Below are 11956 nucleotides of genomic sequence, written 5' to 3'. Positions count from 1 at the left end.
CTTATGAGGCGAGTCCGCAACACCCCTGGGACGGGCAGCGATGCGCTTAGCGTTGGCCCGTTCAGCCTTCGCCAATGGTCACCACAACTTTTCCGAGAACAGATCGTCTCGACAAAAGAACCAACGCCTCGGCTGCGCGGCTCAGCGGGAACCGTTCGCTGATGCGTGGCCTGATGTGTCCGGCTTGGTATAAGTCAAACAATTCGCTAATGTTTTCCGCATGGCCCTCGGGCTCTCGGAACACCGATGCGCCCCAGAAAACGCCAACGATCTGGCAGCCTTTCAACAGCGCGAGATTGAGTGGGATGTTCGGAATACCCGCCGGAAAGCCGACAACCAGATAGCGCCCTTTCCACGCCATGCTGCGCAGCGCTGGTTCAGCATATGCACCACCCACCGCATCATACACCACGTCAACGCCATCCCCTTTGGTGAGCGCCTTGATTTCCTTGGCAAAACCCTTCTGCGCGTCCTTGGTCATGTCCTTAGGGTACACAAGAACGTCATCCGCCCCGATCTGGCGGCAGAATTCCGCCTTTTCCGGTGATGATACCGCCGCAATCACCCTGGCCCCCATCGCTTTGCCCAGTTCGATGGCAGCCGTTCCGACGCCGCCCGCAGCACCCAGAATCAGCATAGTCTCACCGGGCTGGATAGCGGCCCGGTCCTTCAGGGCGTGGTACGACGTGCCGTAGGTAAAAATAAAACACGCGGCATCGTCATAGGGCATCGCCTCGGGCATCTTGATTGCCGAGGACGCCTGAACATTCAGATGCGTGGCAAACCCACCAAAAGCGGTCAGGGTAAGAACTCTGTCGCCGACCGCAAAGCCCGTGACCCCTTCACCAACTGCCAGAACCTCACCTGCGATCTCACCGCCCGGCGCAAAGGGGCGGGGCGGTTTCATCTGGTACAGGTCCTGAATGATCAGGGTATCCGGAAAGTTCACGCCCGCCGCTTTGACGCCGACCAGCAGTTCCCCTTTGCCCGGATGCGGATCGGGCAGGGTGGTAAGTTCCAGAGTCTCGGGCCCGCCCGGCGCGACGCTGAGTAATGCTTGCATGTTGATCCTGTTGCCCCTGTTATTCTCTGAAAGGGAAATCTCGGGGCAAGACCACGCTGAGTCAACATGGGGGACGCCGCGTCGCACCCAACGGAGGAGCAGACAATGACACCCGAAACGCTATTTTCACTGCAAGGAAAGACCGCTTTGGTCACCGGTGGGGCCACGGGCATCGGACGCATGGCGGCAGAGGCACTGGTCAGGGCAGGAGCCCGCGTCCTGATCGCCTCGCGCAAAGGGGATGCCTGCGTTACAGTTGCAGCCGAGTTAAACGCGCTGGACGCCCCCGGCAGTGCCGAGGGTTTTGCCGGGGATTTGAGCAGCGCGGAGGGGATCGAAGTGCTGGTCTCGGACATCAACGCGCGCACGGGCCGCCTTGATATTCTTATGAATAATGCCGGTGTCTCGTGGGGCGCGCCGATTGGACAGTTCCCGTATGACGCGTGGGATAAGGTGATGTCCGTCAACGTTGCGGGCATTTTTGAGCTGACCCAGCGCTTGCTGCCCCTGTTGATGGCCACGGCGACCGAGGATGACCCGGCCCGCGTGGTCAATGTGGGCTCGGTCATGGGCGAGGTTCCGATGGGGGATGGGGCGTATAGCTATTCGGCCTCGAAAGCCGCCGTGCTGCATCTGACCAAGATCTTGGCGAAAGAACTGTCGCCCCACCACATCACCGTCAACGCGCTGGCACCCGGTCCGTTTGTTTCGCGCATGACGGCGTTTGCCACGGAAGACGAGGGGACGCGCGCCAAGGTCGGCAAATCGGTCCCCTTGGGACGCGTTGGCCGGGATGAGGATATCGCCGGGTGCATGCTGTTCCTGTGCGGACGTGGCGGCAGCTACGTGACCGGCGCGGTGATCCCAGTATCCGGTGGTATCAATGTCGTGACGGCGGGCAATATCTTCGCCGAAGCTTTATGAGCGCCACTATGAACGACAACTCCGCTTTGGACCTTACCGCAGTCGACGCCTATCTCAGCGCTCATCTGGAAGGCTACCGTGGTCCTTTACAGGCCACAAAATTCGCAATTGGCCAGTCCAACCCGACGTTCGAGCTCCGAACGCCCAAAAAATCCTATGTCCTGCGTCGTAAGCCCCCGGGCGTTTTGCTGAAATCAGCCCACGCGATCGAGCGGGAGTTCCGGGTGCAGCGCGCGTTGGCGGGTAGCCCCGTGCCAGTGCCCGAGATGCTGTTCCTGTGCGAGGACGAGACGGTGATTGGATCGGCCTTTTACGTGATGGAACGCCTAGAAGGCAGGGTTTTTCTGGAACCGACGATGCAAGGCGAAAGCAATGACACCCGAACCGCCGTATTTGACGAGATGAACCGGGTTCTGGCCGCGTTGCATATGGTGGATATCAACGCGGTAGGGTTGGCCGATTACGGCCCAACGGGTAATTATTTCGAACGCCAGATCTCGCGCTGGACCAAGCAGTACCGTGCCTCGGAAACCTCGATGATCGATGACATGGATGCGCTGATCACTGCGCTGGAAAGCTCGATCCCGGCTGATGACGGGCAAAGAACTCTGGTTCACGGAGACTACAGGATCGACAACCTGATGTTCGCCCAGGACGGGACCAACTGCATCGGCGTGCTGGATTGGGAATTATCGACCATCGGCCACCCTTACGCCGATCTGGCCGCCGTTATCATGCAGTGGCAACTACCACCCGAGAAAGAGGGGCGAGGCCTTGCCGGGATTGATCGCAACGCTCTGGGGCTGCCAAGCGATCGGGCGTTTATCGACCAATATTGCCAGCTGCGCGGCCTGTCTGAAATCGAGAACTTCGGCTTCTATCTGGCCTTCAATTTCTTCCGAATGGCTGGGATTCTGCAGGGCGTTTATAGACGCGCTTTGGACGGCAACGCGTCCGACCCGAAACGAGCGCAGGCCTTCGGGGCCTATGTTCCGGTCTTTGCCCAGCACGGTTTGGCCGCGTTAAACGAGGGATGATCACGCCTTGGCCAGAGTGGAAAGTTCAAGCTCCAGATTTGCCAGGCTGTTTTTGCCAAAAAACATCTCGGACCCAAGGAACATGCTGGGCACGCCGAACACGCCGCGTTTCACGGCGGCCTTGGATTGTTCTTTCAGTTTCGGCTTTGTGTCCGCGCTTGCAATAGCCTCGCGTATTTTGCGAACAGGCAGGCCGTGCTCGTGCAGGATATCCGTCAACACGCCGATTTCCTCGACCTTTTGACCATGCACCCAGATTGCATCAAAGATCGCGTCTATATAATTGGTTTCCCACGACTTCCCCATCGCAAACAACGCACCGCGCATTGCGAATTTCGTGTTCATCGGAAAATGTGGACTCATATGAAAACTGATCCCACGCCGCCGTGCAAACCGGTGCAGGTCATGCGTCAGGTACGAGGTCTTTTTGCGGTTTTCCGAGAACGCCTCAAACGGGTTTTGGTTGTGAGTCGCCTTGAAAACGATGGGCAGCAAGACTGGCACATATTTGACCTCAACCTCATACCGCGCGGCTAAATCGGGCAGCGCCTTGTACGCTAAGAACGCATTGGGGCTGCAAAAATCGTAAACAAAATCTATGCTTTGCGCCATGTCGTTCCTCCGCGCGGGGTGTCTGGTTATGTTCGGGAACTGGGAAACTGCGAATCTGTACCACTGCCAGTCTAACAGCCCGAAGACAGTTTCAGCGATAGCAATGATTTTCTTGAGAAATATCTGCAAATGCGGTCAGATCGCAGGGAAAAGCGACGAAGATCGGGACAGGGGCGGGATATGCCGAACAGCGACGTAACACTCGATCCGGCACGGCTGGATCGCATCCGCCCGTGGATGGAGCGCTATGTGGATCAGCGCAAATATGCGGGCAGTTCGTTTTTGCTGAAACAGCACGGGACCGAGGCGTTTTTTCACGCTTGCGGTCAGCGCAGCACCGAAAACGATCTGCCGTTCGAGCGGGATACATTGGCGCGCATCTACTCGATGACTAAACCCGTGACCGCCGTGGCCCTGATGATGCTGGTCGAGCGCGGACTTTTCACACTCGACACCCCGATTTCGGAGTTCATCCCCGAGTTCCCAGAGGTGCAGGCGCTGATCACCGGTGCAGAAACGCTGGACCAGACCGAGGAAGCCGTTCCTCCAACCCTGCACCAGATGCTGACCCACACCAGCGGCCTCAGTTATCCGTTCAACCCCGGCGTTCTGCCCGCCGCGATGGATGAGCAGGACCTGTTATTCAAGCCAGATCAAGGGCTTCTGAGCGACAGGGTGCGAGATCTTGCAAAGCTGCCGCTGGCTTTCCAGCCGGGGACGCGATGGGAATACTCGGTCAGCATGGACGTGCTAGGCTACGTCATCGAACTGGCCTCCGGCAAGACGCTGGACCAGTACTTTCGCGAACACATCTTTGACCCACTGGGGATGCACGACACCGCCTTCCGGGTTCCGGACGGAGCAGGGGATCGGTTTGCCTCGCTCTACTCACCGCTGTCCGGAGATGCGATGGCGTTGAATTCCGCCAATCATGGTTCCGAGACCTTGCGTCTGGTGGATCAGCCCGGCGACTCGCCCTTTGAACACACCACAACATTCTCGGGCGGTGGAGGTTTGATTGGCACAATCGACGATTACGCCGCATTCGCCGAGATGTTAAGGAACCGCGGCTTGGGCAACGGCCATCGTCTGCTTGGCCCCAAAATCGTGGACTTCATGATGCGCAACCATTTGCCGGGCGACATCGCATCCATGGGACCGAGCAGTTTCGCCGAACAACCGATGGAGGGCGTCGGTTTCGGCCTAGGCGGCTCGGTGCTGCTGGACCCGGGCAGGGTGCGGGTTCCCGGCTCGGTCGGAGATTTCAGCTGGGGCGGTATGGCCTCGACCTTCTTCTGGATCGACTGGGAGAACGACCTGACTGCGGTGTTTTTCACCCAGTTGTCGCCCTCAAGCTCGTACCCGTCACGGGCCGAGCTTAAAGCGCTGGTTCAGGCCGCTTTGGTTGATTGATCCCCAAAACGCGGATACCCGTTTCAAAACCCCATCGGAGACCGGACCATGACCGAAGCCGAGCGCATTCTGCTTGATCTTTTGAACGTCGAACGGCTTGAGGTCGATTTGTTTCGCGGCACCGGCTCCGGCGGTGAAACACCCATGCGGATATTTGGCGGCCAGGTGATCGCGCAGGCGCTGGCTGCAGCCTACAGGACCGTGGATGACCGGCTATGTCACTCGCTGCACGCGTATTTCATCCGGCCCGGAGATCCAAGCATTCCGGTTATTTATCAGGTGGATAGAGCGCGGGATGGAGGTTCTTTCACGACACGGCGCGTGGTCGCGATCCAGCACGGAAAACAGATTCTGAACATGTCAGCCTCGTTCCATATTCAGGACGAAGGATGGTCCCACCAGCATCCGATGCCCGATTTGAACGCGCCAGAGACCTATCCGGCCAGAACTGAATTGCGAAACCGCTATCTTGATCGGGTCCCGGAGAAGATGCGCGGTGAATTCCTGCGCGAACGCCCGATTGAGGTGCGAGAGGTCGATCATCTGGACCTTTTCCATCCCGCGATCTCTGATGACCGCAACCAAATCTGGTTTCGTATGGGTGCAGCAGCCTCGGCGGACGCCAAGACACAACATCTACTTCTGGCTTATGCTTCGGACATGAGCCTGATGCTTTCGGGTATGCGCCCTCATGGCGTAAGCTGGTTTACGGGCGAAGTGAATGGCGCCAGTCTCGACCACGCGATATGGTTTCACGCGCCCGTGCAATTCGACCAGTGGCATTTGTACTCGATGGACTCGCCTTGGGCGGGGCAGGGACGGAACTTTAACCGAGGGTCGATCTATTCGGAAGATGGCGTTCTGGTTGCATCGGTCGCTCAGGAAGGGTTGATGCGCAAGGCTCAGAAACGACCTTAGGGTTTTTCTGTAAACTGCTGATTTAGCTTCTGCATTCCCGCGATCCAGTGGTCGTAGTCCGCTGTTTTCAACCTCATGTAATTTAGCACCTCTGGATGTGGCAGCACCAGAAATTGCTCGGCACGGATAGCCTCAATGCAAGCGCCTGCAACCTCTTCAGGCTCCAGCATCCCGTCGATTGCCGCCACCGAAGTCTCGTGCCCGCGCGTCATTTCAGATCGCACGGCCTGCGGGCACAGTACCGAAACGCGCAACCCTTTGGGGCCATATGTCAAAGCCAGCCATTCGGCCAGTCCAACAGCGGCGTGTTTGGTCACAGCGTACGGAGCCGCGCCGGGTTGGTTCAGCAATCCGGCCGCTGAGGCAGTTGTCAGCAGGTAACCACCGCCGCGCGCAATCATCCGGGGAACCAGATGCCGCGCGGTCCAGACGTGGGACATAACATTGATGTTCCAGATCCGATCCCAGTCGTCATCAGACACGTCCGGACCGCCCAGGGTCAAAATTCCGGCATTTGCACAGAACAGATCAATCGGCGCGATGCTGTCTTCGACATGGTCGATCAAAGCCACGATGTCAGTCTCGGAGGACACATCGCAGCGCATAGCGTGTCCGCCGATCGCCTCGGCGGTCAGCTGCGCGCCGTCGTCATCAATGTCGGCGCAGACCACCAAGGAACCTTCACGCGCAAACCGCTGCGCGAGGCCTTTGCCAATCCCGCCAGCAGCGCCAGTGACGACAACGGTCTTTCCATGCAATTCCATCTGCGGTCCAACTTACAAGCTTTTGGAGCATGGTACGGCGTTGAATGCGGAATTACAGGGTTATTTATTTACCATAATACCGATTATACGTTTTATTAATCGCTCGGAAGGCAGATGCAAAAAATCCTCTATCCGCTTGAAACCAAGAACAAACTTCGCACCTTCGACCCAGGACCCTCACCCCAGCGCGTATCCTGCGCCGCGCACGGTTCGCACCGGGTCTTCGCCACCATGTTGCGTCAGCGCCTTGCGCAGTCGACCGATATGAACGTCTACGGTTCGCGTGTCCACATAGATGTCGCGGCCCCAGACGCGGTCCAGCAGTTGTTCGCGACTCCAGACCCGCCCCGGCTTTTCCATGAACGTGCTCAGCAGCCGGAATTCCGTGGGTCCGAGTTTCAACGGTTTGCTGCCACGGCTGACCTTGTGAGTCTCGGAATCCAGAACGATATCGGCAAACTCCAACCGCAGCCCGACCGTCGCTGGGCGAACGCGGCGTAACTGCGTACGAACTCGCGCCATCAATTCGACGACAGAATAGGGTTTCACCACGTAGTCGTCGGCCCCCGTCTCTAGCCCCCGCACTTTGTCAACCTCTTCCGAGCGCGCGGACAGCATGATGATCGGGATCGAACGCGTGTCTGGCCGGATCTTGAGCCTGCGACATACTTCGATGCCGCTGAGGTTTGGCATCATCCAGTCCAGCACAATGATGTCCGGGCTGTCTTCGTCCACTAGCAGCAGCGCTTCGTCGCCATTGGCGGCTTTGGACACGCGGAACCCTTCGGCTTCCAGATTATAGGCCAGCACCTCGCGCTGGGCGAGTTCATCCTCGACAACCAAAACAGTCGGCTGATCTGCGGACATGGTCTGCGTCTCCTAGACAGTGTGCGACGTGTTGTCGGCTTTGGGCCTGGCCTCGGTCGGGCGTTCGCCGGTAACCAGATAGACCACCTGCTCGGCAATTGCGGTCACGTGATCGCCCATGCGTTCGATGTTCTTGGCAATGAAATGCAGGTGCATACAGGCCGAGATGTTGCGTGGATCCTCAGCCATGAAAGTCAGGAACTCGCGAAACAGACCGTTATACATCTGGTCAACTTCCAGATCACGCTCGATCACATCGGCGGCCAGTTCGGCATCGCGCTGGATATAGGCGTCGAGCGCGTCGCGCAGCATCACCTCGACCTCGCGGGCCATTCGGCGCAAGGCGGCGGCGCTGCCATTGATCTCGCCCGCGTTGATCAGAACTGCTGTGCGCTTGGCGATATTCTTGGAATAGTCCCCAATCCGCTCGAGGTTAGCTGCCACTTTCATGACCGAAAGAACCAGGCGCAAATCGCCTGCCGTGGGCGCGCGGAGCGCGATCAAACGCGCGGTTTCCTCGTTGATCAGCTCTTCCAGCGCATCGATTGCCTTGTCTTTTCTGCGAACGTCCTGCGCCAGTTCCTCGTCCCGGGTTTCCAGCGAGCGCGCCGCCCCCATGATCGAGGCTTCGACAAGCCCGCCCATCTTCATGATATGCGCCTGAATCGCCTCAAGATCGCGGTCGAAGGCAGATGCAATATGCTGTTCGCTTGTGTCGTTCATGTCTGAATACCTTTGATCAGCCGATGCGGCCTGTAATGTAGCTTTCGGTGCGCGGGTCTACCGGGTTGGTGAAAATCTGGCCGGTTTCGCCAAACTCGACCAGATTACCCAGATGGAAGAACGCCGTCTTCTGGCTGACACGCGCCGCCTGCTGCATTGAGTGTGTCACGATCACCACCGAGTACCGCTTGCGCAGCTCGTCGATCAGTTCCTCAACCTGCGCCGTCGCAATCGGGTCCAGCGCCGAGCAGGGTTCGTCCATCAGCAGGACCTCTGGCTGCGTCGCTACGGCCCGCGCGATGCACAAACGCTGTTGCTGACCACCTGAAAGACCGGTACCCGGGGCATCCAAGCGGTCCTTAACCTCATCCCAGATCGCGCCGCGACGCAGGGATTTTTCAACGATTTCATCCAGTTCCGCCTTGTTCTTGGCAAGACCGTGAATGCGCGGGCCATAGGCCACGTTGTCATAGATCGACTTGGGGAACGGGTTCGGTTTCTGGAACACCATGCCCACCTTTGCGCGCAACTGCACAGGGTCGACCCGCTTGTCATATATATCTTCGCCGTCCAGTTTGAACGAGCCCTTCACACGGGCCACGTCGATCGTGTCGTTCATCCGGTTCAGGCAACGCAGAAAGGTGGACTTGCCGCAGCCCGACGGGCCGATGAAAGCCGTTACGGTTTTGTCTTCGATGTCGACATTGACGTCTTTGATGGCGTGGGTGTCACCGTAGTAAACTTGGCAGTCACGGCACTCCAGCTTGATATCCTTGGTGTCCACGTCTCTCTCCACTCGTGACATGTCGTTCATTTTCGTGCCCCTCGTTACCAGCGGCGTTCAAAGCGGCGGCGCAGGATGATTGCGATGATGTTCATGGTCAGCAGGAATACCAGAAGGATGATGATCCCGCCCCAGGCTTTTTCGTAAAAGCCCACGTCGGCGCGTGCGACCCAAGTATAGATTTGCGCGGGCATGGCCGAGTTCGGCTCGGTGAATCCAGCCAGGAACCCGTCCGGGTATCCGCGCGCGACAAAGCCCACCATGCCAATTAGCAGCAGCGGCGCGGTTTCCCCCAGCGCCTGCGCCAGTCCGATGATGGTGCCGGTCAGGATACCGGGCGCGGCCAGCGGCAGAACGTGATGGAACACCGCCTGCATTTTCGAGGCCCCTACCCCAAGTGCTGCATCCCGGATCGACGGTGGAACCGCCTTGAGCGAGGCGCGGGTCGAGATGATGATCGTCGGCAGGGTCATCAGCGTCAGGACGAGACCGCCGACCAGAGGGGCCGATTGTGGCAGGTGCATGAACTGAATGAACACAGCCAAACCAAGGATACCGAACACGATGGACGGCACAGCGGCAAGGTTCGAGATGTTCACCTCGATCAAATCCGTAAACCGGTTCTGCGGTGCGAACTCCTCAAGATAGATCGAGGCGGCAACGCCGATCGGCAGAGACAGGCCCAGGACCACCAGCATCATGAAGAACGAGCCCACAACCGAGGCCCCGATCCCCGCGCCACCCGGGTTGTCCACGCCCGAATCCGCGCCGGTAATGAACGGCCAGTTGAACACCTGTTTGATGATGCCCGCCTCTTTCAGCGCATCCACCAAATCAAGGTCTCTTTTCTGCAGGAAGCGGCTGTCCTGAATGGTGTCGCGCGACACGCGGCCCTTGTAGTACCCATCAACCCGGCTGGAGGCTGCGAGGTCAAATTCCACGGGTTCACCCAGCTTGTCCGGGTTTGCTTTGTAGAATTCCCGAATGGTTCCGCCGACTTTGCCCAGCAGCCGTTCAATCGCCTTGTCGTCAAAGTCAACGTTCAGCCCGCTGTCGGACAGCTCCTTGTTCAGCGCCGCGATGAACAGGTCGGAATAGGCTTTGGTTTTGAACAGCGTGCCTTCGGCCTCTTCAAGCTGCGGTTCCGTCAGCGTGAACTCCACGCTCACGACTGTGCGGGTAAAGGCCGGGATACCCTGCGACAGGATCGAGGCGAACAGGACCACAAGAAAGAAAAGCCCGGTTGCGATTGCGACTATTCCATAGGCCCGGAACCGCTTTTCGGCATTGGCGCGTTTGCGCGTGCGTGCGTCCGTCGCGGTTAGCGAGACCGATTGGCGGCCCGCTTCGGGGGTTTGCATGCTTGCGTCGGTCATTCGTACTGCTCCCGGTACTTGCGCACGATGTAGAGGGCAAAGATGTTCAGACCCAGCGTGACGACGAACAGCGTCATGCCAAGTGCGAAGGCGACCAGCGCCTCGGGCGAGGCGAAATCGGCGTCGCCGGTCAACTGGCTGACGATTTTCGCGGTCACGGTGGTCATGGCCTCGAACGGGTTCAGGCTGAGCCGGGCTGCGGCCCCTGCCCCCAGAACCACGATCATGGTTTCACCAATGGCGCGCGAGGCCGCCAGAAGGATTGCGCCGACGATACCCGGCAAGGCGGCGGGCAGGACGACCTGACGGATGGTTTCGGATTGGGTGGCCCCCAGCCCGTAAGACCCGTCACGCATGGCCTGCGGGACCGCGTTGATGATGTCGTCCGAAAGCGAGGACACAAACGGGATCAGCATGATGCCCATGACCAGGCCTGCGGTCATTACAGCCGTGCCTGCCTTCATCCAGCCCAGACCGTCATCACCGAACACGCCCAGCAGCAGCGGGCCGACGGTCAGCAGCGCGAACAGGCCGTAAACAATGGTCGGGATACCGGCCAGCACTTCAAGCAGGGGTTTGGCGACTGATCGCACCCGAGGCGAGGCATACTCGCTGAGGTAAATGGCCGCGAACAGCCCGATGGGCACGGCCACCAGTAGCGCGACCAGAGAGATATAGAACGTCCCCCACAGCAGCGGGATGATCCCCAGCGCCGACGAGCCACCCCGGCCCGAAAAGCTGGGGGCCCAGGTCGTTCCGAAAAAGAAGTCGGTCGCGGGGTAAAGCTTGAAGAACTCCCACGTGTTGAAGACCAGCGACAACACGATGCCGACCGTCGTCAGGACGGCAACCGATGCCGCTGCCAGCAAAAGGACGCGCACGCCCTGTTCGACCACATTGCGGGCGCGGTAATCCGAATGGGTCTGCCACCAGCTAAACGCCGCACCGACCAAAGCGACCAGAAGAATAACCACCGACATGAAGGTGTACCCGGTCGCGTTCATGTCACGGTAGCTTTGGGCGGCATGCAGTACAGGTTGCGTGATGTCCGAGGTCACCACCTGCCCTGCTTCTTTCAGCAATTGGGTCACCTCGGCGATATCGACGTTTCGATCATCTGCCGCGTTTGCGGTCAGCAGACCTTGTGCCACTGCACTGTCCAACCCGCCGGCCGTCCGGCGCACCTCGGCCATCACAAGACTTAGGGATGATCCTTGTTGGACCGCAGTCTCGGGGATCATCGCCGAAATCCGGGAATTCACGAACAGCGGCTGCACCAGCAACCACACAATCAACAAACCAAGGGCGGGAACCGCAGCCTTCAAGGCGACGTTGGCACCATAAAAGACCGGCAGCGAATGCAGGTTACGGCTGTCGCCCCCGGCGCTTTGTAGTGCGCGCGCACGCCCCAGCACATATCCGGCTGAAGAGATCGCGATGATGATCAGGAAAAGCCAAATTATCGGCATGACACC

Annotated in this window: 12 protein-coding genes; 4 read left to right on the top strand and 8 right to left on the bottom strand. The window is 58.9% G+C overall.

Features of this window, described 5'->3' with window-relative positions; translation table 11 throughout:
- Positions 1–61 precede the first annotated feature (61 nt).
- A complete protein-coding gene (locus ACR0NJ_RS09385; RefSeq protein WP_480816868.1) occupies positions 62–1063 on the bottom strand; it encodes an NADPH:quinone oxidoreductase family protein in 1002 nt (333 codons plus the stop codon).
- Positions 1064–1168: 105 nt separating this feature from the next.
- On the opposite strand from ACR0NJ_RS09385, the gene ACR0NJ_RS09380 reads away from it, so the two are divergent.
- Together ACR0NJ_RS09380 and ACR0NJ_RS09375 are read left to right on the top strand one after the other, a co-directional pair.
- Positions 1169–1987: an SDR family NAD(P)-dependent oxidoreductase gene (locus ACR0NJ_RS09380; protein WP_480816867.1), complete on the top strand. Its 819-nt coding sequence runs from the start codon at positions 1169–1171 to the stop codon at positions 1985–1987.
- 8 nt (positions 1988–1995) lie between these two features.
- The gene (locus ACR0NJ_RS09375) at positions 1996–3024 is read left to right on the top strand and encodes a phosphotransferase family protein (protein ID WP_480816866.1); all 1029 of its coding nucleotides are present in this window, start codon (positions 1996–1998) and stop codon (positions 3022–3024) included.
- Here ACR0NJ_RS09375 and ACR0NJ_RS09370 read toward each other — a convergent pair whose 3' ends face one another.
- Positions 3025–3636 (bottom strand): DsbA family protein, encoded by a 612-nt coding sequence (locus ACR0NJ_RS09370; protein WP_480816865.1) that lies wholly within the window; start codon positions 3634–3636, stop codon positions 3025–3027.
- A gap of 180 nt (positions 3637–3816) precedes the next feature.
- Here ACR0NJ_RS09370 and ACR0NJ_RS09365 point away from each other — a divergent pair, with 180 nt between their 5' ends.
- The gene (locus tag ACR0NJ_RS09365; protein ID WP_480816864.1) at positions 3817–5049 is read left to right on the top strand and encodes a serine hydrolase domain-containing protein; all 1233 of its coding nucleotides are present in this window, start codon (positions 3817–3819) and stop codon (positions 5047–5049) included.
- Between the two features lie 48 nt (positions 5050–5097).
- Complete coding sequence (locus ACR0NJ_RS09360; RefSeq protein WP_480816863.1) at positions 5098–5967, top strand: acyl-CoA thioesterase; 870 nt, start codon at positions 5098–5100, stop codon at positions 5965–5967.
- On the opposite strand, the gene ACR0NJ_RS09355 is transcribed toward ACR0NJ_RS09360, so the two are convergent.
- The 6 genes from ACR0NJ_RS09355 to pstC form a co-directional block, all read right to left on the bottom strand.
- Positions 5964–6731: an SDR family oxidoreductase gene (locus ACR0NJ_RS09355; RefSeq protein ID WP_480816862.1), complete on the bottom strand. Its 768-nt coding sequence runs from the start codon at positions 6729–6731 to the stop codon at positions 5964–5966. The two genes, ACR0NJ_RS09360 and ACR0NJ_RS09355, sit on opposite strands and share 4 nt — an antisense overlap.
- Positions 6732–6908: 177 nt before the next feature.
- Positions 6909–7598, bottom strand: a complete 690-nt coding sequence (gene phoB / locus ACR0NJ_RS09350; RefSeq protein ID WP_480816861.1) for a phosphate regulon transcriptional regulator PhoB — start codon at positions 7596–7598, stop codon at positions 6909–6911.
- 12 nt (positions 7599–7610) lie between these two features.
- A complete protein-coding gene (phoU, locus tag ACR0NJ_RS09345; protein WP_480816860.1) occupies positions 7611–8321 on the bottom strand; it encodes a phosphate signaling complex protein PhoU in 711 nt (236 codons plus the stop codon).
- A 16-nt stretch (positions 8322–8337) separates the two neighbouring features.
- Positions 8338–9135 carry a phosphate ABC transporter ATP-binding protein PstB gene (pstB, locus tag ACR0NJ_RS09340; protein ID WP_480816859.1) on the bottom strand — a complete coding sequence of 266 codons (798 nt, stop codon included), beginning with the start codon at positions 9133–9135 and terminating at the stop codon, positions 8338–8340.
- A 14-nt stretch (positions 9136–9149) separates the two neighbouring features.
- Positions 9150–10481, bottom strand: coding sequence for a phosphate ABC transporter permease PstA (gene pstA, locus ACR0NJ_RS09335; RefSeq protein WP_480816858.1), 1332 nt, complete (start codon positions 10479–10481; stop codon positions 9150–9152).
- Positions 10478–11950, bottom strand: a complete 1473-nt coding sequence (gene pstC / locus ACR0NJ_RS09330; protein ID WP_480816857.1) for a phosphate ABC transporter permease subunit PstC — start codon at positions 11948–11950, stop codon at positions 10478–10480. Before pstC ends, pstA begins: the two co-directional genes overlap by 4 nt.
- Positions 11951–11956: the final 6 nt, after the last annotated feature.

Source organism: Ruegeria sp. F11 (genome assembly GCF_056533855.1).
The sequence above is the reverse complement of the archived record's forward strand: the minus strand, read 5'-3'. Positions and strand labels throughout refer to the sequence as shown.

Coding starts and splice junctions, on each gene's coding strand:
- ACR0NJ_RS09385 (WP_480816868.1), bottom strand. CDS start 1,063: ATGCAAGCATTACTCAGCGTCGCGCCGGGCGGGCCCGAGACTCTGGAA.
- ACR0NJ_RS09380 (WP_480816867.1), top strand. CDS start 1,169: ATGACACCCGAAACGCTATTTTCACTGCAAGGAAAGACCGCTTTGGTC.
- ACR0NJ_RS09375 (WP_480816866.1), top strand. CDS start 1,996: ATGAACGACAACTCCGCTTTGGACCTTACCGCAGTCGACGCCTATCTC.
- ACR0NJ_RS09370 (WP_480816865.1), bottom strand. CDS start 3,636: ATGGCGCAAAGCATAGATTTTGTTTACGATTTTTGCAGCCCCAATGCG.
- ACR0NJ_RS09365 (WP_480816864.1), top strand. CDS start 3,817: ATGCCGAACAGCGACGTAACACTCGATCCGGCACGGCTGGATCGCATC.
- ACR0NJ_RS09360 (WP_480816863.1), top strand. CDS start 5,098: ATGACCGAAGCCGAGCGCATTCTGCTTGATCTTTTGAACGTCGAACGG.
- ACR0NJ_RS09355 (WP_480816862.1), bottom strand. CDS start 6,731: ATGGAATTGCATGGAAAGACCGTTGTCGTCACTGGCGCTGCTGGCGGG.
- phoB (WP_480816861.1), bottom strand. CDS start 7,598: ATGTCCGCAGATCAGCCGACTGTTTTGGTTGTCGAGGATGAACTCGCC.
- phoU (WP_480816860.1), bottom strand. CDS start 8,321: ATGAACGACACAAGCGAACAGCATATTGCATCTGCCTTCGACCGCGAT.
- pstB (WP_480816859.1), bottom strand. CDS start 9,135: ATGAACGACATGTCACGAGTGGAGAGAGACGTGGACACCAAGGATATC.
- pstA (WP_480816858.1), bottom strand. CDS start 10,481: ATGACCGACGCAAGCATGCAAACCCCCGAAGCGGGCCGCCAATCGGTC.
- pstC (WP_480816857.1), bottom strand. CDS start 11,950: ATGCCGATAATTTGGCTTTTCCTGATCATCATCGCGATCTCTTCAGCC.